Source organism: Streptomyces sp. NPDC004732 (assembly GCF_040609235.1).
Lineage (GTDB): Bacteria > Actinomycetota > Actinomycetes > Streptomycetales > Streptomycetaceae > Streptomyces.
Genome location: NZ_JBEXJR010000014.1, coordinates 67,939 through 90,823, shown reverse-complemented (window position 1 = coordinate 90,823; position 22,885 = coordinate 67,939). Strand labels below are relative to the sequence as shown.

General features: G+C 73.1%; 16 protein-coding genes and 1 pseudogene. 5 read left to right on the top strand and 12 right to left on the bottom strand.

The features are described 5' to 3' along the window. Positions 1-4: 4 nt before the first annotated feature. Both ABZV77_RS34465 and ABZV77_RS34460 read right to left on the bottom strand, forming a co-directional pair. On the bottom strand, positions 5-1,177 hold the full coding sequence (locus ABZV77_RS34465; protein WP_356265742.1) for an acyl-CoA dehydrogenase family protein: 1,173 nt from the start codon (positions 1,175-1,177) through the stop codon (positions 5-7). Next, a complete protein-coding gene (locus tag ABZV77_RS34460) occupies positions 1,174-2,376 on the bottom strand; it encodes a CaiB/BaiF CoA-transferase family protein (protein WP_356265739.1) in 1,203 nt (400 codons plus the stop codon). The genes ABZV77_RS34465 and ABZV77_RS34460 overlap by 4 nt, the downstream gene beginning before the upstream one ends. A 139-nt stretch (positions 2,377-2,515) precedes the next feature. On the opposite strand from ABZV77_RS34460, the gene istB reads away from it, so the two are divergent. The 5 genes and pseudogenes from istB (at position 2,516) to ABZV77_RS34435 (ending at position 8,342) form a co-directional block, all read left to right on the top strand. Next, positions 2,516-3,772, top strand: a complete 1,257-nt coding sequence (gene istB / locus ABZV77_RS34455) for an IS21-like element helper ATPase IstB (RefSeq protein ID WP_356265990.1) — start codon at positions 2,516-2,518, stop codon at positions 3,770-3,772. A gap of 738 nt (positions 3,773-4,510) precedes the next feature. Then, positions 4,511-5,263, top strand: a complete 753-nt coding sequence (locus tag ABZV77_RS34450) for a GNAT family N-acyltransferase (protein WP_356265736.1) — start codon at positions 4,511-4,513, stop codon at positions 5,261-5,263. Continuing rightward, positions 5,260-6,126 carry a lysophospholipid acyltransferase family protein gene (locus ABZV77_RS34445; protein WP_356265733.1) on the top strand — a complete coding sequence of 289 codons (867 nt, stop codon included), beginning with the start codon at positions 5,260-5,262 and terminating at the stop codon, positions 6,124-6,126. The genes ABZV77_RS34450 and ABZV77_RS34445 overlap by 4 nt, the downstream gene beginning before the upstream one ends. A 102-nt stretch (positions 6,127-6,228) precedes the next feature. Next, positions 6,229-7,653: pseudogene (locus ABZV77_RS34440) on the top strand (alpha-amylase family protein); the annotation flags it as partial. A 323-nt stretch (positions 7,654-7,976) separates the two neighbouring features. Further along, positions 7,977-8,342, top strand: coding sequence for a hypothetical protein (locus ABZV77_RS34435; protein WP_356265730.1), 366 nt, complete (start codon positions 7,977-7,979; stop codon positions 8,340-8,342). Here the strand turns inward: ABZV77_RS34435 and ABZV77_RS34430 are convergent. Genes ABZV77_RS34430 through ABZV77_RS34385 form a run of 10 tightly spaced genes read right to left on the bottom strand, consistent with a single transcriptional unit; the run spans position 8,290 to position 22,881 of the window. Beyond that, positions 8,290-9,261: a sugar nucleotide-binding protein gene (locus ABZV77_RS34430; RefSeq protein ID WP_356265727.1), complete on the bottom strand. Its 972-nt coding sequence runs from the start codon at positions 9,259-9,261 to the stop codon at positions 8,290-8,292. The genes ABZV77_RS34435 and ABZV77_RS34430 overlap by 53 nt on opposite strands. Positions 9,262-9,314: 53 nt before the next feature. Then, entirely contained in the window at positions 9,315-10,358 is a 1,044-nt protein-coding gene (locus ABZV77_RS34425) for an ROK family protein (RefSeq protein ID WP_356265724.1), read from the bottom strand. Beyond that, complete coding sequence (locus tag ABZV77_RS34420; protein ID WP_356265722.1) at positions 10,345-10,743, bottom strand: cupin domain-containing protein; 399 nt, start codon at positions 10,741-10,743, stop codon at positions 10,345-10,347. The genes ABZV77_RS34425 and ABZV77_RS34420 overlap by 14 nt, the downstream gene beginning before the upstream one ends. Continuing rightward, positions 10,736-11,938: a sedoheptulose 7-phosphate cyclase gene (locus ABZV77_RS34415; RefSeq protein ID WP_356265719.1), complete on the bottom strand. Its 1,203-nt coding sequence runs from the start codon at positions 11,936-11,938 to the stop codon at positions 10,736-10,738. The genes ABZV77_RS34420 and ABZV77_RS34415 overlap by 8 nt, the downstream gene beginning before the upstream one ends. Continuing rightward, the gene (malQ, locus tag ABZV77_RS34410; RefSeq protein WP_356265717.1) at positions 11,916-14,117 is read right to left on the bottom strand and encodes a 4-alpha-glucanotransferase; all 2,202 of its coding nucleotides are present in this window, start codon (positions 14,115-14,117) and stop codon (positions 11,916-11,918) included. Before malQ ends, ABZV77_RS34415 begins: the two co-directional genes overlap by 23 nt. Next, on the bottom strand, positions 14,114-17,197 hold the full coding sequence (locus ABZV77_RS34405) for a Cof-type HAD-IIB family hydrolase (RefSeq protein WP_356265715.1): 3,084 nt from the start codon (positions 17,195-17,197) through the stop codon (positions 14,114-14,116). The genes malQ and ABZV77_RS34405 overlap by 4 nt, the downstream gene beginning before the upstream one ends. Before the next feature lie 15 nt (positions 17,198-17,212). Continuing rightward, positions 17,213-18,139: a PfkB family carbohydrate kinase gene (locus tag ABZV77_RS34400; protein WP_356265712.1), complete on the bottom strand. Its 927-nt coding sequence runs from the start codon at positions 18,137-18,139 to the stop codon at positions 17,213-17,215. Next, positions 18,136-19,284 carry a sugar phosphate nucleotidyltransferase gene (locus ABZV77_RS34395; protein WP_356265709.1) on the bottom strand — a complete coding sequence of 383 codons (1,149 nt, stop codon included), beginning with the start codon at positions 19,282-19,284 and terminating at the stop codon, positions 18,136-18,138. Before ABZV77_RS34395 ends, ABZV77_RS34400 begins: the two co-directional genes overlap by 4 nt. Then, positions 19,277-21,412 (bottom strand): glycogen/starch synthase, encoded by a 2,136-nt coding sequence (locus tag ABZV77_RS34390; protein ID WP_356265707.1) that lies wholly within the window; start codon positions 21,410-21,412, stop codon positions 19,277-19,279. Before ABZV77_RS34390 ends, ABZV77_RS34395 begins: the two co-directional genes overlap by 8 nt. Then, on the bottom strand, positions 21,412-22,881 hold the full coding sequence (locus ABZV77_RS34385; RefSeq protein ID WP_356265704.1) for a phosphotransferase: 1,470 nt from the start codon (positions 22,879-22,881) through the stop codon (positions 21,412-21,414). The genes ABZV77_RS34390 and ABZV77_RS34385 overlap by 1 nt, the downstream gene beginning before the upstream one ends. Positions 22,882-22,885: the final 4 nt, after the last annotated feature.

The window sequence follows — 22,885 nt, the reverse complement described above, 5'->3', positions numbered from 1 at the left end:
CGGCTCACAGGTCCGTGCCGCCGCGCGCCACGAGCTGTCGCGCGATCACCGTGCGCTGGATCTCGTTGGTGCCCTCGCCGACGACCATCAACGGCGCGTCGCGGAAGTAGCGTTCGACGTCGAACTCCGTCGAATAGCCGTGGCCGCCGTGGATGCGGATCGCGTCCAGGGTGATCCGCACGGCCGTCTCCGAAGCGAAGAGCTTGGCCATGCCCGCCTCCATGTCCACGCGCCGCCCCGCGTCGGCCTCGCGGGCCGCGTGCAGGGTCAGCTGGCGGGCCGCGGAGAGCGAAGTGGCCATGTCCGCGAGGTAGTTGCCGATGGACTGGTGCCGCCAGATCGGCACGCCGAACGACTCGCGCTCCTGGCTGTAGCGCAGCGCGTCCTCGAACGCGGCGCGGGCCACCCCCAGCGCACGGGCCGCGACCTGCAGCCGCCCCGTCTCCAGGCCCTTCATCATCTGCCCGAACCCCTTGCCCTCGACGCCGCCGAGGAGGGCGTCGGCCGGGGCGCGGTAGCCGTGGAAGGACAGCTCGCAGCTCTCCACGCCCTTGTAGCCGAGCTTCGGCAGGTCGCGCGAGACGGTGAGGCCCGGGCCGTGTTCGGTGAGCAGCACGGAGATGCCGCGGTGCCGGGGCTCGGCGTCCGGGTCGGTCTTGCAGAGCAGCGCGATCAGCCCGGAGCGGCGGGAGTTGGTGATCCAGGTCTTCGCGCCGTCGACGACGTACCCGCCGCCCCCCTCGTCGCGCCGCGCGACCGTGCGCAGCGCCTGCAGGTCCGAGCCGCCGCCCGGTTCCGTCAGGGCCATGGTGGCCCGCACCTCGCCGGTGGCCATCGGGGGCAGCCAGCGCCGCCGCTGTTCCGGGGTGCCGAAGTGCAGCAGCAGCTTCGCGACGACGGTGTGGCCGCCCATCGCGCCCGCCAGGCTCATCCAGCCGCGGGCCAGCTCCTCGGTGACCAGGACGTAGCAGGGCGTGGAGACGGGGGTCCCGCCGAACTCCGCGGGAACGGCGAGGCCGAAGACCCCGAGCTCCTTCATCCCCTCGATGAGCGCCTCGGGATAGGTGTCGGAGTGCTCCAACTCCCTGGCGACCGGCCTGACCTCACGGTCCACGAAGTCGCGGACGGTGGTGACCACCAGCTGCTCCTCCGGCGAGAGGGCGTCCAGGGAGCTCACCGGCAGACCCCCGCCGCGCGCAGCCGGGCGACGTCGTCCGGGCCGTGGCCGAGCTCCGCGAGGATCGCGTCGGTGTGCTCGCCCGCATCCGGCACCGGGTCCATGCGCGGGACGACACCGGAGAGGATGGCCGGGGGCAGCAGGGCCTGTACGGGCTCGGGTGTGCCCGGCACGCGGATGTCCTGCCAGCGTCCGCGCTCGGTGAGCACCGGGTGGGCCAGGAACTCGTGGACCGAGTTGACCCCGGCGTTGGCGATGCCCGTGCGGTCGAGCAGTTCCATGGCCGCGGCGCTGTCGAGCTCCGCGAAGCGCGCGGAGATGATCGCGTCGAGCGCGTCGCGGTGCGCCACCCGGGCCGACCCCGTGGCGAAGCGCGGCTCATCGGCCAGCTCCGGCCGTCCGATGAACTCGCGGCACAGGGCGGCCCATTCACGCTCGTTCTGCACCGAAAGCAGCACGTCCTTGCCGTCGGACGCGGTGAACGGGCCGTACGGCGCGACCGTCGCGTGCCGGGCGCCGACGCGGGGCGGCTGGGTGCCGCCGTACCGCGTGTAGTAGGCGGGCTGGCCCATCCACTCGGCGAGCGCGTCGAAGAGGGACACCTCGACCGTGGGGGCCCGCCCCGTCGTCGCCCGCGTGTACAGCGCCGACAGGATGCCGCTGTACGCGTACATCCCCCCGGCGATGTCAGCGACGGAGATCCCCGCACGCGCGGCCTCGTCCGGTGTGCCGGTGAGCTGGAGCAGCCCGGTCTGGCACTGCACGAGCAGGTCGTACGCCTTGCGGTCGGCCCAGGGCCCGTCCGTGCCGTAGCCGCTGACGGTGCACGGGATCAGCGACGGGTGGCGCTCCTGCAGCTCCTCGGCGCCGAGACCGAGCCGGGCGGCGGCGCCCGGGGCGAGGTTCTGCACGAAGACGTCGGCACCCGCGAGGAGTTCCTCCAGGATCGCCAGGCCCCGCTCCGACTTGAGGTCCAGGGTGATCGACTCCTTGGACCGGTTGAGCCAGACGAAGTAGCTGGCCTGCCCCCGCACGGTGGTGTCGTACCGCCGTGCGAAATCACCGCCCCCCGGCCGCTCGACCTTGACCACCCGTGCCCCGAGATCGGCGAGCTGCCGGGTGGCGAAAGGCGCGGCGACGGCCTGCTCGAGGCTGACGACGGTGATGCCCGCGAGGGGCAGCGAAGGGGGAGGTGACATGCGACGTTCCTGTCCGACTGGATTTCTATTAACCCCAACGGGTGGCTCGAATTCAGATTGTCGGTGCCGGACCACAACAATGACGAGCCTCACGGCTGTTGGAGGTCCGGTGTCCCGCTCCACCTCGTCCCCGTCGAACATGACCACCCTTGGGTGTGCCCTCTTCGCGACCCGTTGGCTCCAAGCGCCCCTCTATTTCGGCCTGGTGGCCGCGCAGGGCGTGTACGTCTACAAGTTCTTCAACGAGTTGTGGCACCTCATCGATCACGTCATCAGCGGGCACGCGGACGAGACGCACGTCATGCTCGCCGTCCTCAAGCTCGTCGATGTGGTGATGATCGCCAATCTGCTGATCATGGTGATCGTCGGCGGGTACGAGACCTTCGTCTCGCGGATCGGACTGCAGGGCCACCGGGATCAGCCGGAGTGGCTTTCGCACGTCAATTCCAACGTCCTGAAGGTCAAGCTGGCCACCGCCATCGTGGGGATCTCGTCGGTGCATCTGCTCCAGATGTTCGTCGACGTGCACCACACGCCCCGGCACGACCTGATGTGGGGGACGGTCATCCACATGGCGTTCATCGCGTCCGCGGCCATCCTCGCCTATATGTCCGGGCCCATGGCGGCCCACGAGGCGAAGGCGCGTGCCGCGAAGGAGCACGCGCAGGTCGCGGTGGTCCCCGCGCAGCGGGACGGCAGGGCGGCCGGGGGCGACGGGGCGGACAGCGCGGATGGTGTGAACGGTGGGGACGGTAGGGACGGGAAGGCTGCGGAGCCCTGGACCGGTGCGGAGGAGCGCATCGAGGCCGCGGGGTTCCCGGCCAGGAAGGTCCTCGAAATGTTCGACGAGTCGCATCTGCGGGCGCCCGAGCCCCAGGTCATCACCCGCCTCGGGAAGGTCGACTTCGTCACCCGCAAGGCGAACGTGGTGCTGCTCGGGGGCCCCGGCACCGGCAAGACGCATCTGGCTGTCGCCCTGGGCGTACGGGCCTGTCAGGCCGGTCACCGGGTGCTGTTCGCGACTGCCGCCGAGTGGGGAGCGCGGCTCGCGGACGCGAAGGCCGCGGGGCGTCTTGCCGAGGAGCTGGCCCGGCTCGACTCGTACCCGGTGCTCGTCGTGGACGAGGTCGGCTACGTCCCGTTCGACTGCGAGGCCGCCCAGCTCCTCTTCCAGCTCGTCTCGCACCGCTACGAGCGGGCCTCGCTGATCGTCACCGGCAACCGGCCGCTGGGCCGCTGGGACGAGGTGTTCGGCGACAGCGCGACCGCCGCCGCGACGGTGGACCGGCTGGCCCACCACGCGGAGATCGTCACCCTCGACGCGGACAGCTACCGCACGCGCCGCCTGGAGACCACGCAGGCCGTGGGCCGGGGCGGAGCCGGACCGGCTTTCTGAGCGGGTGGCGGGGCGCTGTCGCGGTGCCCGCCGTGAGCGCCTCGGGTGCGCAGGCGGGTCGGCCGGGTGGGGTCGGATTGGGTTTCTGTGCGGGTGGTGGGTGCGTTGTTGATGCGTTCCGTGGTGAGGGCTTCGGGTGCGCAGGCGGGTCGGCCGGGTGGGGGCGGATTGGGTTTCTGTGCGAGTGGTGGGGGCGTCGTTGATGCGCCCGCGGTGAGGGTCTCGGGTGCGCAGGTTGTCGGCCGGGTGGGGGCGGATTGGGTGTGTGTGGGCGGTGGGGAGTCGTTGATGCGTTCCGTGGTGAGGGCTTCGGGTGCGCAGGCTGTTGGCCGGGTGGGGGCGGATTGGGTTTCTGTGCGGGTGGTCGGGCGTTGTTGATGCGCCCGCGGTGCGGTTCTCGGGTGCGCAGGGCGGTCGGTCGGGGCGGTCCGGAGTGGGGTGGCGGGGCCTGCGGCGACGGCGATGTGCTTTGCCGTGAGTGCCCCGGACACCGGGGGCGCAGCCGGTGCGGTCCGATTCGGACGTGAGCCCGACGGCAGGTCGACGCACGCCTGAAGCGCGCAGTTCAAGCGGCGCCGTCACCTTGCTGAATGGGCGCCGGTGCGGAGCTGCGGCGGCGCAGGCCGGATGAGACCCGCTCGTCTCACCCCGGCCGCCCTTCGGCCCCGGCCCTCCGTCTCCCCGACTCCCCTTCTCTCCGACTCCGTCGTCCCCATCGAACCGAGAAACGGAACCGTCATGCCCTCGACGCCGCTCGTCGCGACCCCCACCAGCTCGTACGTCACCTCCATCGCGGACACCACCGAACAGATCAGGGCGGCCCAGCGGCTGCGCCACCGCGTCTTCGCCGAAGAGCTGGGCGCCGTCCTCGACACGCCCCTCCCCGGCCACGACATCGACGCCTTCGACGACCTCGCCGACCACCTGATCGTCACCGACACCTCGACCGGCGAGGTCGTCGGGACGTATCGAATACTCCCGCCGGGACGGGCCGACCAGTCCTACTCGGACGGGGAGTTCGAGCTCGTCGCGCTCAACGGCCTGCGGCCCGCCATCGTCGAGGCGGGCCGCTCCTGCGTCCACCCCGACCACCGCTCCGGCGCCGTCATCAACCTGATGTGGTCCGCCCTCGCCCGCTACGTCCTGCTCTCCGGCCACCGGTACCTGGCGGGCTGCGCCTCCGTGCCGCTTGCGGACGGCGGGCGGGCCGCGGCCGCCGCGTGGCTGCTCGGCACCGCCAAGCACGCGGCGCCGCCCGAGCTCCGCGTGCACCCCCGGCGCCCGTGGACCCCCGGCGGCCCGGCACCGGAAAGCCCGGCCTACGCCGACCTGCCGCCCCTGCTGCGCGGCTACCTCCGCCTCGGCGCGTGGGTGTGCGGAGCCCCCGCCCACGACCCGGAGTTCGACGTCGCGGACTTCTTCGTCCTCCTCGACATGGAGCGCCTCAGCGCGCGCCATCGCCGCTACTTCCTCGGCGAGGACGCGCAATGAGCGCGTGGACGGTCGACCGCGGCTGTCCGGCGAGCTGCGCCACCGACCCGGACCCGCGCGTGCCGCTGGGCGAACTCGCACGCCGGTACGCCACGTTGACGTACACCCTGACCAGGGCCGTGGCCCGTGGCGACCGGCTCGCCGAACCGTCGACCCTCCAGGCCGAGGCCAGTGCGGTCCTGGGCGCGCTCGGGGTGGGTGTGGAGAGTGCGGAGGGTGTGGGTGCCGCGTCGCTGAGCGTGCGGACGGGCCGCACGGGTGGCGTGGGCACGCTGGTCGTCGCCAACCACATCTCCTGGCTCGACGTCATCGCCCTGCTCGCCGTCGAGCCGGTGAGCGTCCTCGCCAAGCGCGAGGTCGGCCAGTGGCCGGTGGTCGGCGCGCTGGCCCGGCGCGTGGGCACGCGGTTCATCGACCGGGACGGCAGCCCGCGCGCACTGCCGTCCCTCGTCGCGGAGCTGGCCGACTCCCTGCGCGCAGGCACGTCGGTGCTCGTCTTCCCGCAGGCGACGACCTGGTGCTCGGTGGCGGGCGGCCGGTTCCGGCGGGCCGCCTTCCAGGCGGCGGTCGACGCGGGCGCGCCCGTCCGGCCCGTGACGGTCGAGTACCGCCAGGGCGGTGGCCCGAGCACTGCCGCCGCCTTCCTCGGCGAGGAGGACTTCACGGCGTCGCTGCGCCGGGTGGCGGGCGCCCGCGGCCTGAGTGTGCGGGTCACGGCACACGCCCCGCTGTGGGGCACCGATCGACGGGTGCTGGCCGACGCCGCGAGGCGAGCGGTTCTGGGAGAGGGGTTGACCCTTCAACAGGGGCCTCCTATGGTCCGACTGCAACAACTTTCAGCAAGGAGGCGGCAGTTTTCATAAAGCCGTCAACGGCGGTGTCAGCGAAGGGACTTGCGCCGCCACCACACCGCCGCCTCCGCGGACCCCCATCCCCCCACCTTCCCCCCACGTAGGAGGCCTTCGATGCACGGCCGTATATCGAGACCCCGCAAAATCGCCGTCCTGGGCGCCGCACTGGCGGCCGGTGCGGCGGGCAGCCTCTCGCTCGGAGCCCAGCAGCCCAGCGAGGCGGCGCCCGTCGCGAAGAGCCGGACGGCGGCCGCCGGGAAGGACGTCACCGCGGTGATGTTCGAGTGGAACTTCGACTCCATCGCCAAGGCGTGCACGGACACGCTCGGCCCGGCCGGTTACGGATACGTCCAGACCTCACCCCCACAGGAGCGTCTGGCGGGCCCGTCGTGGTGGACCGCCTACCAGCCGGTCAGCTACAAGATCGCCTCCCGGCTCGGCGACCGCGCGTCGTTCAAGAGCATGGTGGGCACCTGCCACGACGCGGGGGTCAAGGTCGTCGCCGACACGGTCATCAACCACATGACCAACGGCCAGGGCACCGGCTCCGGCGGCACGCAGTTCACCAAGTACGACTACCCCGGCACCTACGGGGACGCCGACATGGACAACTGCAAGAAGGAGATCCAGGACTACACCAAGCGGGAGGAGAGCCAGAACTGCGAACTCGGCGGCCTCGCCGACCTGGACACCGGCGAGGAGCACGTCCGCAAGACCATCGCCGGATACATGAACGACCTCCTCACCCTCGGCGTAGACGGCTTCCGCATCGACGCGGCCAAGCACATGCCCGAGGACGACCTGAAGGCGATCAAGTCGCAGCTGAGCGACCCGAACGCGTACTGGAAGCAGGAGACGCTGCCCGGACCGGGCGAGGACGTGCAGCCCGGCGAGTACCTCGGTACCGGCGACGTCCAGGAGTTCAACTACGCGTACGCCCTCAAGGGCGCCTTCGAAGGCGGCAGCCTCGCCGGACTGAAGAACATCGCCGACGGCAAGCTGCCCTCGGAGTCCGCGGCCGTCTTCGTCGCCAACCACGACACCGAGCGCCAGGGCAACGTCCTCACCTACAAGCAGGGCGCCCCCTACACCCTGGCGCACGTCTTCGCGCTGGCCTTCCCGTACGGCTCCCCGGACGTCCACTCCGGGTATGCGTTCAACGGCAAGGACGACGGGCCGCCCGCCGACGGCAAGGCGGACTGCTCCAGCGACGCGTGGGTGTGCCAGCACGCGCAGCCGCAGATCGCGAGCATGGTCGCCTTCCGCAACTCCGCGGGCGGCGCCGAAGTCACCGACTGGTGGGACAACGGCGGCAACGCCATCGCCTTCGGCCGCGGCGACAAGGCCTTCGTCGCCATCAACGCGGGTGACGGCGAGCTGAAGGAGACGTATCAGACGTCGCTGCCCGCGGGTGAGTACTGCGACGTCCAGTCCGGCAAGCCCGTGACCGTCGACGGCGACGGCCGACTGGCGGCGACCGTCGCCGCGAAGAGCGCGGTCGCCGTGCACGTGGGTGCCAAGAGCTGCTCGGGCGCCACGAACTGACGTCCTGGCACAACGTTCCGACGCCGCCGTCCCGCGCTTTCCCGCGCGGGGCGGCGTTCGTCTCCGCCTGCATATGCCTCTACCGAATACGTGGTGATGAGGGTACGCTGAGTAACAGCCCGTGGTCCGTTGTTGCTGTTAGCGCGGCGATGACCTTCCGGCGACCTCTCGGGCCCGGAGTGGGCCTCTACGCCAGCGGCTGCTCTCAGCGGGGCTCTGCCTCCGCTTCACAGCACCGCGTGAAGGACCGCCCGCGGCGGGATCCACTTCTACCGCTGCCCCTCCTTTCCACGGCGCATCAAGGCATCGGATCTGCCATGCGCGACTACTTCGCGGACGACCTTCTCCTCATCATGCCCAACACCCACAGCCCCGGCGTGCGCCTGTCCGGCGAGGTCGTGAGCACCCACCGCGGGCCACTGGCCCTCGCCCTGACCGACCAGACCCAGGCCCACGGCAAGGCCCGCCCCCAGGACCCGGCCCAGGCCGACGACATCCTTCTCGACCTGACCGGCGTCCGCTACCTGGCCAACAGCGGCCTGGAAACCCTCGTCGCCTTCGCCTGCCACCTGCAGCCCCCGCAGTGCCTGGTGGTGCGCACCACCGCCGAACTCGGCCTGCGGGACCGGATCACCGCCCGTGGCTGGGACCGGATCGAGACCCTGCGCCTTGAGGACGCCTGACGGGTCGCGGGAACGCCACGGCCAGGTCGCGTGCCCCGTCCCGTACCCCGCGTACGGGCACGGCGCACGTGGCGGGCAGCAGCGGCAGCAACTCGCTGACCAGGCAGGCGTTCTCGGGCCGCGACGCATAGCGGCTGCGGGCCTTCGGGACCGGCACGACCAGCCCGGCCGGGGCGCCGAGGGCCTCGGCGATCACCCCGGCCCACTCGGCGCGGGTGACCCGGTCCGGGCCGCCCAGGTGCAGAACCGGGGGGAGAGGGTCCGTACCGGTGAGGAGCGCGGTCACGACCTCGGCCACGTCGTCCACGTGGACCGGGGTGGTCCAGTGGTCGTCCGGCGCCTCGACGCGCGCGCCGTCGGCCAGCCGGTGGGCGCAGGCGGCGAAGAAGTTGAGCCACTTGCCCGCGTCGACGGGCTCATGGCCGTAGACGAGGCTGACCCGCAGACAGACCGCCCGCGGGGCACGCGCGAGCAGCAGGCGCTCGGCATGCCGCTTGGCGCGGCCGTAGGCATTGGCGGGGGAGACGGGGGTGTGCTCCGTGTTGTGCCACGCGTGACCGTCGAAGACGTTGTCCGTGGAGATCATGACGAGGCGCGAAGCGCTCTCGGCCGCGGCGAAGTTGGCCGCGACGGCGGCGTGCGCCGCGTCGGCCTCCTCGGGGTGCTCCTCGCACCAGGTGACATCGGAAGGACCGTGCACCAGCACGATCCGCTCCGGGCGCAGCCGAGCCAGGAGGCGGCCACAGGCTTCGGCGTCGGTGGCGTCGAGCGCGGACCAGCGGGCGCCGTACTCCTCGGGCGCCGACGTCGGCCTGGTGCGCGAGACGAGGGTGACGGCATGTCCTGCCCGCGCGAGGCGCCGGGCGATACCGGTCCCGACGAAGCCGCTTCCGACGATGAGGGTACGGGTGGTGGTCATCCGGGGCCTGTCTGCGGGGAGGGGGATCGGAGTCGGGCGGGCGGCGGGTGGCGTCACACGGGCGGCGTTCCTGCCGCGGACGCGGCCCTGCTGGTCAGGAGGCGGCCCGCGCCGATCAGGCCGTGGTCGTCGTCGGGGGCGCCGAGGGACACCAGGGCGTCCACGCGGTCCGCGGTGAGCCCGAAGCACCCCTGGCGCACCAACTCCTCGACCAGCAGGGCCCGGTAGCGCTCCCCGACCGCCAGCGCGAAACCGCCCATCAGGATGAAGCGGCACACGCCGATCGAGGTGAAGACGGCAGAGACGGCCTGCGCGAGCGGTACGAGCGTGCCGCGGAGCACCCCCGTGGCGAACGGGTCGCCCTCCCCGATCGCCTTGGCGAGCGCCGGATTCCCGATCCCTTCGGAACGGCCGCCCCCGCAGAGGGCGGCGAGGCGGGACGCGGCGAACCCGGCAGGATCCGCGGCCGCCGCGCGCCGGGCCGCCGCGAGCACGCCACGCCCGGAGGCGACCGCGCCCAGGTGCCCGCGGCCGCCGCAGTCGCACAGCGGCGCGTCGGGCGAGGGATCGCAGACCCAGTGCCCGAGTTCACCGCCGTGGCCCGCGGGGTCGACGAGCACGTCACCGCCGCGGAAGACCTTGTTGCCGATGCCCGAGCTCACCGTGAGGAGACAGAACGGCTCGGGCTCCGTGGCGGCGTACCGCCAGGCCGCCGCAGTGAGGTCGTTGACGACGGCGACCGGCGCACCGATCCGCTCGCTCAACCGCGCGCCGAGGGGCAGTGGTGCGCCGCGCCGCCCCCACACCGTCGGCGCCGCGACGACAAGACCCTCCGCGGTCACCGGCCCCGCGAAGGCGATCCCGACCGCGCGCGGCACCGAACCCGTCCCGGCGCCGTGCCGGGCGACCTCGCGCACGATCTGCTCCACCACCCGCTCCTGGAGCTCCTGCACCGGGGCGCCCGGATGAAGGGCCATGCCCTCGACCGGGACGCGGCGCACGCGGGAGAGGCGGCCGGAAGCGGGGGAGTAACTCGCCACCCGCAGCGTGGTTCCGCCCACGTCGAGCACGGTGAAGGGCCGGTCAGTGTCCGTCATGGCCATGGACTGCCTCCTCGAAGACCAGCAGGTGCAGATCCGTGGCGTCGGAGTCGTTGAGCAGGCCGTGCTCGCCGTGGGGCCGGTTGACGACGACGTCGCCCGTGGCCACCCGGAACTCCTCCCCGTCCAGGAACATCAGTCCGCTCCCGGCGAGCACGATGTACGTCTCGCGGTCCGCGCCGTGCCGGTGCCTGCCGATGGACGTGCCGGGCGGCAGGACGGCCAGGTCGATGAACTCGGCACCGGGAGCGCCCGCTTCGCGGGTGAAGACGCGGTGCGCGAGGATGGCGCCGATGCCGCCGTGGTCGTGCTCCTTGGCGGTCAGCAGATCCCGTACGTTGACCGGGCGCCCGCGGCCCGTCGCCGCCGCGTCCTCAGCCATCGCGCCGCACCGCCCGGTCCGCCAGCGCGTCCAGCGCCGCCCGCAACGTCTCCGCCGGCAGCTGCTCCAGCTCGTCGACGAAGGCCGCCTTGCCGAGCGCGGTCGGCACGACCAGGTGCAGCTTGCGGCCGCGGCGCTGCCACGATGCGCGCAGGGCCTGCGTCATCAGCTCGGGCGTGCAGGTGGCGGGGTCGTACACGGGGAGCCCGATCCGTTCGAGCAGGGTCACGATCCGCTCGCAGGTCTCCGCGTCCGTGAGGCCGAGGAGGCGCGCGAGGTGCGCGGAGAGCGCCATGTCGACGGCGACCGCCTCGCCGTGGGCCAGGCGGTGGCCGCCCGCCGTCTCGATCACCGGGCTGAAGGTGTGCCCGAAGTCGACGAGCCGGGCGAGCTCGTGCTCGCGCAGGTTCGGGCAGAGCTCCTCCATCATGAGCCGCATCGCGGTACGGATGATGTACGTCTCCACGTCGGCGCCACCCGTGTCACCCGCGCCACCCATGCCGGAAGGGGCGCGGCGGAACGCGTCCGGGTGTCGCTCCAGCGTCCTGAACAGGTCGCCGTCGAGGATCACCGCCATCTTCACGATCTCGGCGAGGCCGCAGCGGATCTCGCGTGCGGGCAGGGTGTCCAGGAGCGCCGGGTCGTTGAGCGAGGCGTGGGCGGGGTGGTAGGCGCCGAACATGTTCTTGGTGTGCAGGGCGTTGACGCCGGTCTTGACGCCGACGCCGACGTCGACCTGCCCCACCAGGCTGGTGTTGACCTTGATGTAGCGGATGCCGCGGGCGTACATGGACGCGGCGAAGCCGACGATGTCCGCGACGATGCCGCCGCCCACCGCGAGCATCACCCCGTGCCGGTCGAGGCCCGCCGCCTTGGCCGTCGCGCAGACCTCCTCCACCGAGGTGAGCGACTTGTTGTGCTCGCCGGTGGCGATGGTGTGCACGCTCCAACTGCCCGGCTCCAGAAGGGCGGTGAGGTAGCGGCGCAGCCGCTCTCCGTGGATCCGGTCCACCGTGGGGCCGATGTAGGCCACCACGCGGCGGCCCGCCACGTACTCCGCGAGCAGCGGGTTGTCCGGGTGGAAGACCCCGCCCGTGACGTCGACGCGGTAGCCGGTGCCGTCCGGTGCGAGCAGGTCGAAGCCGCCGGAGTCCTCACGGACCCCCTCGGCCTCAGCAAGAACCTGGCCTGCCATGTCTCTCCTTGGTTTCGTTCTCGTTCTCGTTCGCGTTCTCGTGCACGTTCTTGGTGTCGTTCGTGTGGTGCTCGTTCGGGTGCGGGGGCCGGGGTGCGAAGACGTCTGCCAGGGTCCGCAGCAGCGCGAACGCGGGGAGCTCCTCCAGCGGGACCGGGCGGCCCCGCGCATCCGCCACCGGCAGCCGCCAGTTGGGGTGCGCCGCGGCGGTGCCCGGCAGGTTCTGCGGGCGCCGGTCGCCGGTCGCGTCCGGCAGCCAGACGCCGAGCATCCGGGCCGGCGTGAGCCGCAGGAACCGGTGCAGGGCGGCGACCTCGCCGTCCGGGTCGGGCAGCAGCCCCAGCCGGGTCAGCTCGGCGAGCCAGCCGTCGCGTTCGGCGGCGGCCGCCGCCTTCTCGTCGGCCTCGGGCCGGGTCAGCAGCCCCAGCCGGGCCCGCAGGTCCACGTGTTCGCCGGAGAGCCAGGCCGCCGTCGTGGGCAGGTCGTGGGTCGTGAGCGTGGCCAGACACTCCGCCCGCCACTGGTCGGGCGGCAGCGGACCGTGCCGCCCCGCGGAGCCGCCCAGGTACTCGAAGCGCTGCACGGACGTGCCGAGCATGCCGCGCCCGGCGAGCTCCTCGCGCATGCCGTCCTCGACGGTGCCGAGATCCTCGCCGATCACGCCAGCGCCCGCGCGGTACGCCTCCAGCGCGAGCACCCCGAGCATGGCGTTCCGGTCGTACCCGACGTACGTGCCCTCGGTGGGCGGGCGCCCCTCCGGCACCCACCACAGCCGGGAGAGCCCCATCACGTGGTCGACGCGCAGGGCCCCGGCGTGCCGCAGCCCGGACCGCAGCAGCTCGGCGAAGGGCCGGTAGCCCTCGGCGGCCAGGGCGTCCGGCCGCCACGGGGGCTGGCCCCAGTCCTGGCCCCGCCGGTTGAAGTCGTCCGGCGGCGCGCCCACGCTCATGCCCGCGGCCAGACAGCGCTGCAGGGCCCAGGCGTCGGCACCCTCGGGCGCGACACCGACCGCCAGGTCGTGGACGAGCCCGACCGGCATCCCGGCACCGACCGCCGCGGCCTGTGCGGCCGCCAGCTGCTCGTCGGTGACCCAGGCGAGCCACCGGTGGTGGTCGACGGCCCCGGCGAGCTCCTCCCGGGCCCGCGCCACGGCGGGGGAGCGGGGGTCGCGCAGCTCGGCCGGCCAGGACCGCCACGCACCGCCGTGCACGTCGGCGAGCGCGCACCACGTGGCGTGGTCGGTGAGGCCCTGCCCCTCCCGCTCGACGAACGCGGCGAAGGCGGCGGCCCGCCCCGGCGACAGCGGCACGTCGTGCACGGCGCGCAACGCCCGGTGCTTGAGGTCGCGCACGGCCTCGCGGTCGATGAGTGAACTCCCGTCCAGGACGGCGTCGTTCAGCTGTCGGGCGCGGGCGGCGAGGTGGTCCACGGCGGGGCGCGCCGCCGGGTCGAGATACGCGTACTCGGGCACCGCCTCCACGCGTACGTGCATCGGGTCGGCGAAGCGCCGCGAGCTCGGCCGGTACGGGGAGGGGTCGGGCAGCGGGCCCGGCTCCACGGCGTGCAGCGGTCCGAGCTGGACGAACCCGGCGCGCAGGGCCCGCCCCGACCAGGAGGCGAGTTCGGCCAGGTCGCCGAGGTCGCCCATGCCCCAGGAGCGGCGCGAGAGCACGGAGTAGAGCTGGATCAGGAAGCCCCAGGTGCGGTCCGCGGGGGCGGGGAGGCGGTCGGGCACGGCGAGCAGCGGCGCGTGCGCCCGGCGTCCGTCGGGGGTGCGGACGTGGAGGGTGTGGTGGCCGGGCGGGAGCTCGGGCACGAGGGCGGTGGTGGCGCCGGACTCCCACTGGACGTGGGTGTCGGTGTGGAGGGGAAGGCGGAGGGCGGGGAGCGTGGGGCTGTCGTTCGGTGCGCCCTCGCCGGGCACCCGTATCACCACGCACGGCGGCAGCAGCCTCCCCGCCTGCTCCTGCCGGTGGGCCGCCAGAGCGGCGCGTGCCGTCGCCTCCGTCGACGCGTCCACGCCGCACGCCGCGAGGACGGCGACCAGCGTGTCCGGCGAGACGTCGGCGCGGTGGCCCCGGTCGGTGGTGTAGGCGGTGGCCACGGCGTGGGTGTGGGCGAGTGCGGTGAGAGTGTCCGTCGGGCGAGGGCCGGTCGCCCCAGGGGAGTTCCCCGTCATGCGGGAGCCCCCCGTCGTCTCGTGGAGGTGGTCGGCGTCGGGCCGAAGAGCCGTTCGAGGACGACGGCGACGCCGTCCTCGTCGTTGCCCGGCGCGATCTCGTCGGCCATGGCGCGCAGCTCGGGGTGGGCGTTGGCGACGGCCACCCCGTGGCCCGCCCAGGCGAGGAGCGGGACGTCGTTGGGCATGTCGCCGAACGCCACGGTGTCGGCGGCCGTGAACCCCAGGAGCCGGGCGGCCCGCTCGACCCCCGCGCCCTTGGTGATGCCGGGCGGCAGCACCTCCACCATGCCCTTCACGGAGTGCACGACGGACACGTCGTCACCGCACAACCTCTGTGTGACGGCGGCCAGTTCGTCCTCCGGCACCTCCGGATGGTGCAGGACCAGTTTGTCGATGGGCCCGGACCACAGCCGCGCACGGTCGGCCGTCACGTCCCATCCGTGGCGGACCCGCTCGCCGAAGCGCGGCGTCACCTTGAAGCGGCTCTCGGGCGGCGCGGTGACGACCCCGAGCTCCAGCGTGCCGAGCACCTCCTCGACCCGCGCGACCACCGACCGGGCAAGCCCGAGGTCCAGCCGGGCGGAGTCGAGGAGGCGGTCCGCGCCGGCGTCGTACAGCTGGGCGCCCTGCCCGCACACCGCGATGCCCCGGTAGCCGAGCGCGGCGAGGAACTCCTTGCAGGCGGCTGCGGGCCGCCCGGTGACGACCAGATGGTGCGCGCCCGCCCCGGTGGCCAGGGCGAGGGCCCGGCGGGTGCGGTCCGACACGGTCAGGTCGCCGCGCAGCAGCGTGCCGTCGAGGTCGGTGGCGACGACCCGGTACGGCGGGGGCGCCGCCCCGGCGACCGGTACCGCGTCCCAGGCGACCCGCCCCGAGCGCAGGGTCACCATGACGACCAGCTCCCGCCCCACGGGCGGCCCGTCGAGGGTCCCGTGGAACGTGCCGTCGCCGCCCGGCCGCAGCGCCAGGAACCCGGCCCCGCTCCCGACGGGCACGGCCTCGTCCGAGGCGACGGCCTCGGCGGCGGACTCCAACGACGCCCCGTCCCGTGCCGCGCCCGCCGACTCAACGACCACCTCTACGCGCTCGGCCCCCGCATGGACGTACTCGACCCGCCACCGGCCGCCGTCGTCCCCCTCGCCGTCCGGGCTCCGGGTCAAGCGGCAGCGTGCCGCCAGCCTCGCCGCCCAGTCGTCCCGGTCCGCGCGCGCCACGAGATCGGCGCACCGCGCGAAGTCCGCGCGTGCGTAAGCCGCTTCGAAGAGCCGTTCCAGCGCGGGACCGTCCAGCGGGGCGCACCGCGCGTACGCCGCCGCGTCGCCCCGTTCGGCCGCCGCCCGCGCGATCCGCTCGCCGTGGCGCGCGAAGTCCGTGTCGTCCAGCGCGTCGAACCAGCCGTACGCGATGGCCTCCTCGACGGGGCGGGGGAGCCGTTCGCCGCGCAGCAGCGTGCCGAACGCGGCGAGGCGCAGCTCCGCGCTCCGCGGCCAGGTGAACTGCCGGGCGAGACGGCGCGAGTTGGCCGACAGACGGTCGTACGTGGCGGGGTCGCCGCGGAAGACCGCGGCGGCCTGCCGGATGCGTGCGGCCAGTTCGCGCGCGAGCACGGGGTCGTCGTCGCGGAACGAGCCGCGCACGGAGAACCCCGTCGCCGCCGGGTCGTCGAGCGGCCGCGCGTGCCCGAAGTGGCCGGTGACCCGCTGGTCGGTGGCGATCGGCACCGCCCCGCACGCCATCGCCTCGGCCTGGGCGATGAGGAAGCCGTCCAGCTCGTACTTGGAGGGGTTGACGCAGAAGTCGGCGCAGGCGGCCTGCTCGAAGAGGGTGTCCTCGTCGGCGAGCCGCCAGTCCAGATGGACCTGGCCGGGGTGGCGGTCGGCGACGCTCTGGAAGTAGGCGTTCGCCACCGTCGAAGCCAACTCGCCGCCGCCGCCCGTCGAGCAGCGGATGACGAAGCCGACGTCCGGGTCGGTGGCGAGGACCTCCTCCACCGCGCGCATCAGTTCCAGCTGGCCCTTGTGGTGCACGGCGTAGCGGGCCGCGTGGAAGAAGACGGGGTGCGCGGGGTCGAGGCCGAGGCCCCGCAGGACCGTGGCGCGGTCCACGCTCCCCGGATCCCGGCCGAGCCAGCTGTCGGCGACGCCGCAGCCGCCCATCAGGAGCTTGTCCGGATGCGCCCGGAGCTCGCGGGCGACCGGCAGCGTCTCGAAGAGCGCCTCGAAGGGGGTGCCTTCGAAGGTGCTGTAGGAGGCGCGCTGGCCGGGTGAGACGAAGTCGACGAGGTCCGCGTGGGTGGCGATCAGGGGGAACACGCCGACGTGGTCGGGGCGGCGTTCCTGGTGCATCCGCGTGCCCGCGAGGGCCCGCGCGACCGTGGCCGCCGCGCTGTCCTCCGGCGGCAGCGGGCCGTCGAGCGCGTCGAGGTCGATGCCCGCGTCGGCCCCGAGGAGCGCGAGGAGACGCTCCACCTGGGGCCGGTAGACCTGCTGCCCGACCGGCGCGTTGGCCGCGACCGTGCTCACGGTGCGGTGCCGCGGATCGGCGGCGAGCACCGGCGGCAGCAGGTAGTGGTAGTACGGCTCGAAGCCGTGGACGATCGCGGGCTCCGGTCCCGCGGCGTCGGAGAGCGGGCCGGACCTGATGAAGCGCAGCCCGTCCACCTGGAAGACCAGCGGCTTGAAGTACGCCAGGTCCCGGCCCTCCAGGCCGGGCGGCGGATAGAGCCGGTCGGGCAGCAGGTCCAGATACGCGTTGGACAGGAAGTACACGTCCACCCCGTCGAGGCGGAGCCGGTGGGCCCGGGTGGTCAGCTCGACGTCGACCTCGGCCGGGTGGTCCGGCCACACCTTGGGGTCGAGGACGAGCGGCACCACATGGTCGGCGCGGTAGTCGAGCTCCTCGACCGGGAACGTCTCCCGGAGCCGGTCGAGATGGCCGTGGGCCGGGGTGATCACGGACACGCGGTGACCGCGTGCGGCGTACTCCCGGGACAGGTTCCAGACCAGCGGCGAGAGACCGCCCCGCATCAGCCGGTTGTCGAAACCGCCGCACTCGTACGAGAAGTTGATGATGTGCACGTGCGTGCCACTCCCTCAGCCTGCAGCCGCGGCGCTCGCGCGTGCGCACGCGCCCCGCAGCCCCGGCAGGTCGATGAACTCGGTGTGGGTGCCCGCGCTCCCGCAGGCGAAGGCCCCCGAAACGGACCCGGCGAGCACACACTCCGCCACCGGCCGCCCCTCGAAGAGGGAGTGCAGGAACGCGGTGACGAAGGCGTCGCCCGCGCCGTTGCTGTCGACCACGGGCCGCTCGGGACGCACCGCGGGGAAGTGCCGCACCTCCGTGTCGCCGCGCTCCAGGACGTGGCAGCCGTCCGCGCCGTCCGTCGCGACGACGAGGCGGGCCCTGCCGTCGTCGATGACCGAGTGCAGCACCTCGTCCAGCCGGTCGTGGATCGCGGCCGCGCTGAGGAAGACGTGGTCGGAGGCGAGGGCGTACGTGCGGTGGTGCGGATTGCGCCCGTCCCAGTCGTGCAGGTCCGTCGAACAGGTCGGGCCGAGCCTGCGGATGTCGTCGTACATGTCGCGGTTGGTGCCGGTGATGGAGAGGTGGACGTGCCGGGCGCGTGCCAGGTGCGGCAGGTAGAAGTCGCGCGGCAGCCGCAGGTCCGCGGGGTGCCGTCCGTCGTAGAAGGAGAAGCGGCGGCCCTGCGGGTCGACCAGGTTGACGCCGCGCGGGGTGCCGTGCGGCGAGACCACATGGCTGAAGTCCAGGCCGCGGGTGGCGTACGCGTCGAGGACCGAGCGGCCCTGCGCGTCGTCCCCGAGGAAGTCGATGAACTTGGTGGACAGACCGAGGGCGTGCCAGCCGAGCGCGACCCCGTTGCCGGTGTGCGCCACGTAGTCGTACACGGGCGGCACGAACACCGAGTCACCGGGCGGCAGGCGCAGCGCGTCGACGCGCACGATGGTGTCCACCCCCGCGCCGCCGACCACCAGGACGTCGTACTGCGGCTCACTCATGCGCGTACCTCTTCTGCCTGCTTGATGTCCGTCTGCTGGATGCGCCCGTCCTCCAGGACGACCGCCGAGTCGATGTCGGCGCCCGCGGGGACGCGGGCGCCGGGCAGCACCACGCTGCGCCGCACCCGGGCGCCCGCGCCGACGCGCACGCCGGGAAAGAGCACGCTGTCCTCCACCCGGCCGTCGTTGACCAGGTCCGAAGGCACCACCGACGAGCGCACCCCGAAGTGGTCCGCCACCCAGGCGCGCCGCACCTGCGGAGCCACGGTCCACGGCATGCGCCCGACGGGCAGCCCGGCCGTGGGAGCGGCGGCGAGGGCGAGGTGCGCACGGTGGTAGCGCTCGACGGTGCCGATGTCCTCCCAGTGCCCCGCGACCTCGTGGCCGCGGATGTGCTCGCCCGCCGCGAGCATCGCGGGGATCACGTCCCTGCTGATGTCGTGCTGCCAGCCGGTGCCGTCGAGCAGCTCCAGATACCGGCGCAGGACGGCCGCGTCGAAGACGCAGAAGGCCGCGAACACCAGGTCGCTGGTGGCGACGTCCGGCTTCTCCACGAACGCGGTGAGCCGCCCCCGCGGATCGAACTCGACCATGCCGAACAGGTGCACCCAGCGCGGGTCGATGCGCTGGTACGCCAGGGTGAGCGCCGCGCCCGAGGCGCGGTGGGCGTCGATCAGCGGCCGGTAGTCGAAGCGGTAGACGTGGTCGGCGTGCAGGACGAGGACGTGCTCCGGGTCGCGGCGGCCGCTCTCGCCCCCGAAGACGTACCCGCTCTTGCGGATCAGCGCGTCCGCCGTACCGCGCTCCAACGGCCAGGTACGGGTGGGCAGTTCCGCCGGGAGACCGGCACCGGCTGTGGCGTAAGCGGTGTCGTACGGGCCGAAGTGCACCCGGAAGTCCGGCCCCAGGTTCCACACCCGGTGCAGGTCGTCCATCAGCTGCCGCTCCTCGTACTGGGAGAGGAGCAGCACCTCGCCGAGGCCCGAGGCCCGCGCGTTGGCGAGGCTGAAGTCGATGAGGCGGCAGGCCCCGCCGTACGGCACCAGCGGCTTGAGCCGCCCCGTCCCGAGCGGACCCATGCGGCGGCCCTCGCCGCCCGCGAGCAGCACCGTGCGGACCGTTCTCGTCACGTCCGGCTCAGCCATGGTGCACCTCGTCCCACGTGACGCGCCCCGAGGACAGGGTCAGGAGCAGCCGGGCCCCGGGACCGTCGGGCGCCGGGCCGCTGAACTCGCCCGGTGCGGTGCGCTCCAGGAGGTGTACGGAGGGCAGGGCGCGGCCGTCCGCGCCGGTTTCGGAGGGGGTGACCAGCTCGACGCGCTCCGCGTGCGGGAGCCGGTAGACGATCCGGCCGTCCTCGCCCACGAGGCAGCGACCACGCAGCCGGTCCACTTCCTGCCGCCGCACGGCACCGCCCGGCGCCCGGTCGATGACCTGCTCGCACGCGGCGAAGTCGGCCCGCAGCCAGGCGGTGTCGAAGATCCGGCGGGCAGCGTCGGTATCCAAGAAGGCGTGGCGCTCGTACGCGTCCACGGTGCCGTGCGCGACCGCCGCCTCCTTGACCTCATCGGCCCCCACCGCCGCATCTTCCACTTGCTCGAACCAGCCGTGCCGCAGAGCGAGTTGGACCGGTGGTTCGGCGGGCTCGCCCCGCCAGAGGCGGCCGAAGGCGGCCAGGTGCAGGTCCGCGCAGCGCTCCCAGGTGAAGGCGCGGGCGACGGCGGAAGCCCGGGCCGACAGCTCCCGGTAGCGGTCCCGCTCCTCGGTCCACAGCGTCACCGCCTCCCGGATCCGGCCGGTGAGCGCCGCGGTGAGCAGGTCGTCGTCCTCGGCGAACGACCGGTTCACGGCGAATCCGGTGCCCGTCGCGGGGCCCTCGGCGTGCCGGAAGTGCGCCATGCCCTCCTGGTCGGTGGCGATCGGCACGGCGCCGCACACCATCGCCTCGCCCTGCGCGATGAGGAAGGTGTCCATCTCAAACTTGGAAGGGAAGAGGCAGAAGTCGGAGCTCGCCGCGTAGGCGAACACCCGCCCCTCGTCGACCCGCTCCCACTCCAGGTGCAGTCGGCCCGCGTGCCGTCGCGCCACCTCGTGGAAGTAGGGGTCGTCGATGCCCTCCCCGGCGATGCAGCGCAGCACGAAGTTGGCGGCGAGCCCCTCGCTCAGCACCCGGTCCACGGCTCGCACCAGCTCCACCTGACCCTTGTGGTGGACCGCGTAGCGCGCGTTGTGGAAGAAGGTCGGCAGGGCGGGATCGAGGCCGAGACCGCCGAGCACGTCCGCCCGGTCGACGTCGGCAGGGTCCCGGGCGAGCCACTCGTCGGAGATCGCGCAGCCGCCCACGAACATCTTGTGCGCGTTGCGCCGCACGACGTCCGCGATCGGGAGCCGCTCGAAGAGCTCGGCGAACGGGGTGTCGCGGAACGAGGCGTAGAAGTCCAGCTGACCGGGGGAGAGGAAGTCGATCAGGTCGGAGTGCTCGGCGGTGAGCTCGTAGAGCGCGATGTGGTCGGGCGGGTAGGTGTAGTGGAGGTGGGTGAGCTGCTGGTACTGCAGGACGGCCGCCGGATACGGGCCTTCCCCGCCCTCCGTCCGGGTCGGCAACTCGACCTTGGCGTCGAGGAGTTCGAGGAGTCGCCGGACCTTCGGCCCGTACACCTTCTTCGCGATCGGCATATTGCTCTGCACGGTGCTGACGACCCTTTTCGTCGGGTCGTCGCGCAGCGCGGCAGGCAGCAGATAGTGGTAGTACGGCTCGTGCGCGTGCACGATCGCCCGCTCCTCGCCGAACCAGCCGCGCAGGAACCGCACGCTGTCGGCCTGGAAGACGAGCGGCTTGAAGAAGACCAGGTCACGGCCCTTGGCGGAGTACGGCGGATAGAACGTGGTCGGCAGCCGGTCGAGGTAGTCGTTGGAGAGGAAGTACAGGTCGACGCCGTCGAGCCGGATGCGGTGCGCCGTCGTGCGCAGCTCGATCGCGGCCTCGGCCGGGAAGCCCCGCCAGACCTGCGGGTCCAGGACGAGGGGCAGGGTGTACGTGTCCTCGTACGGCAGGTCCTCCACGTCGTAGCGCGACCGCAGGTCGTCCAGCCTGCCGTGCGCCGGTGTGACGATGGAGACTCGGTGGCCGCGCGCGGCGAAGGCCCGCGAGAGGTTCCACAGGTACACCGAGGTGCCGCCCTGCAAGAAGGTGTGGTCGAATCCGCAGCACTCGAAGTAGGTCTCGATGATGTGCATACGGGGCTCGACCGGTATCCCGGACTCGGGGGTCATCACGGCCTCACGTCCTCGGGTTCGCGGTGGGCGCCGCTGCCGCCTTCGCCGAGCCGCAGGGCGTGGCGCAGGTCGATCGCGGCGTGGTAGGGGCGCGTGTGCGCGTGGTTGTAGGCGAGTTCGTGGAGCAGTCTGCGCAGATAGAGCAGTCGCCGGAGCGGTCCGCCGGACGCGGGGCCGAGGAGCAGCTCGCGCACGCGCTCTCGCCAGTGGTCCGCGACCGCGAACACTTGCCGCAGCTCGTCCTGTTGGGCCGGGGGCAGGTGGGGCGCGCCGTCGAGGGAACCGAGCATCGTCTCCAGGGAGTCGGCTCCCAGCCGACCGGCGGCCTCGAACGCGGCCTCGTCCGCCGCGAAGTACTCAAGGCCGCGCTGCAGCGCGACGACATCCTCCAGCGGCGACTGCGCGGCCCAGCCCGGTGCGGTGGGAGCGGTGCTCGGGGTGGAGAGGTCGATCAGGGCCGGTGGGCGCCACAGCAGGTGCGACAGATGCAGATCGCCGTGGCAGGGGCCGCCCGTCCAGGAAGCACCGGGACGTGCCAACTCGGCATGCAGCGCGCCCACTTCCGCCTCCATGGCGCGGAACGCCCGCCGCACGGCCCTGCCGGGCAGCGCAGGGTCGGCGGTGGTGCGGTCGTGCAGCCCGGCGAGCCGGTCCTCGGCCTGCGCGAGTCGCTCACCGGCCGGATAGGCGGGCTGCGGCGTGCCGTCGCCGAGCCGGTAGGCCAGGTCGGCGTGGAAGCCGCGCAGGAACCGTCCGGCCTCGCGCAACTGCCCTTCCAGCGGACGCAGATGGCGCCGCGCCACCGACTCCGGCGACCCGTCCTTGAGGAGGCGGGACAGGGCGGGCCACAGGGACCGCAGGTTCTGCCGCAGCGGTACGTCGATGCCCTCGCCGGGCGCGTAGCGGTAGACGACGCCCAGGGGGTGGCGGGTGCCGGAGGCAGGGTCGGTGTAGGTGTAGTCGCCCGTCCACTCCGGAGTGCGTCCCGTGCCGTTCATCAGCCGAAGCAGGTCGGGCTCCCGCACGCCGTCGTCGAGGCAGCGGTAGGTCTTGTGGATGTGCGCCACACCGCCGATCTCCATCAGGGACAGGGCGTTGGACGACCAGCCCCGCTCGAAGGGGAGCCGCCGCACCTCGGGTGCGGTACCGCCCGCGCTCCGGAACTCCACCGCGCCGCCCTGCGCCGTCCGCAGTGTCCCGCCCGCCAGCGTCCTGAGCACCGCGGCCGTGTGGAACTCGTCCACGGGGTGGGCCTCCCTGGGCCTCTCCCGCCCGCCCCGCAGGTCCACCGGCACGAAGAACCGCCTGCCCGACGCGGGACCACCGACCGCCGCCACGACGAGCAGCAGCGCCGCGGGGCCGAGCTCTGCGTGGTCGACGCGCGCATACCGGTCGGCCTTGCGTCCGTCCTCGGACATCCACGGTGCCGTGCGCAGCAGCGCGTCCAGCTCCTCGTCGCGGATCACGGGC

Bases quoted from the DNA above. Each gene is read 5' to 3' on its own strand.
- ABZV77_RS34460 (WP_356265739.1), bottom strand. From the start codon at position 2,376: ATGTCACCTCCCCCTTCGCTGCCCCTCGCGGGCATCACCGTCGTCAGC.
- istB (WP_356265990.1), top strand. From the start codon at position 2,516: ATGACCACCCTTGGGTGTGCCCTCTTCGCGACCCGTTGGCTCCAAGCG.
- ABZV77_RS34450 (WP_356265736.1), top strand. From the start codon at position 4,511: ATGCCCTCGACGCCGCTCGTCGCGACCCCCACCAGCTCGTACGTCACC.
- ABZV77_RS34445 (WP_356265733.1), top strand. From the start codon at position 5,260: ATGAGCGCGTGGACGGTCGACCGCGGCTGTCCGGCGAGCTGCGCCACC.
- ABZV77_RS34435 (WP_356265730.1), top strand. From the start codon at position 7,977: ATGCGCGACTACTTCGCGGACGACCTTCTCCTCATCATGCCCAACACC.
- ABZV77_RS34430 (WP_356265727.1), bottom strand. From the start codon at position 9,261: ATGACCACCACCCGTACCCTCATCGTCGGAAGCGGCTTCGTCGGGACC.
- ABZV77_RS34425 (WP_356265724.1), bottom strand. From the start codon at position 10,358: ATGACGGACACTGACCGGCCCTTCACCGTGCTCGACGTGGGCGGAACC.
- ABZV77_RS34420 (WP_356265722.1), bottom strand. From the start codon at position 10,743: ATGGCTGAGGACGCGGCGGCGACGGGCCGCGGGCGCCCGGTCAACGTA.
- ABZV77_RS34415 (WP_356265719.1), bottom strand. From the start codon at position 11,938: ATGGCAGGCCAGGTTCTTGCTGAGGCCGAGGGGGTCCGTGAGGACTCC.
- malQ (WP_356265717.1), bottom strand. From the start codon at position 14,117: ATGACGGGGAACTCCCCTGGGGCGACCGGCCCTCGCCCGACGGACACT.
- ABZV77_RS34400 (WP_356265712.1), bottom strand. From the start codon at position 18,139: ATGAGTGAGCCGCAGTACGACGTCCTGGTGGTCGGCGGCGCGGGGGTG.
- ABZV77_RS34395 (WP_356265709.1), bottom strand. From the start codon at position 19,284: ATGGCTGAGCCGGACGTGACGAGAACGGTCCGCACGGTGCTGCTCGCG.
- ABZV77_RS34390 (WP_356265707.1), bottom strand. From the start codon at position 21,412: ATGACCCCCGAGTCCGGGATACCGGTCGAGCCCCGTATGCACATCATC.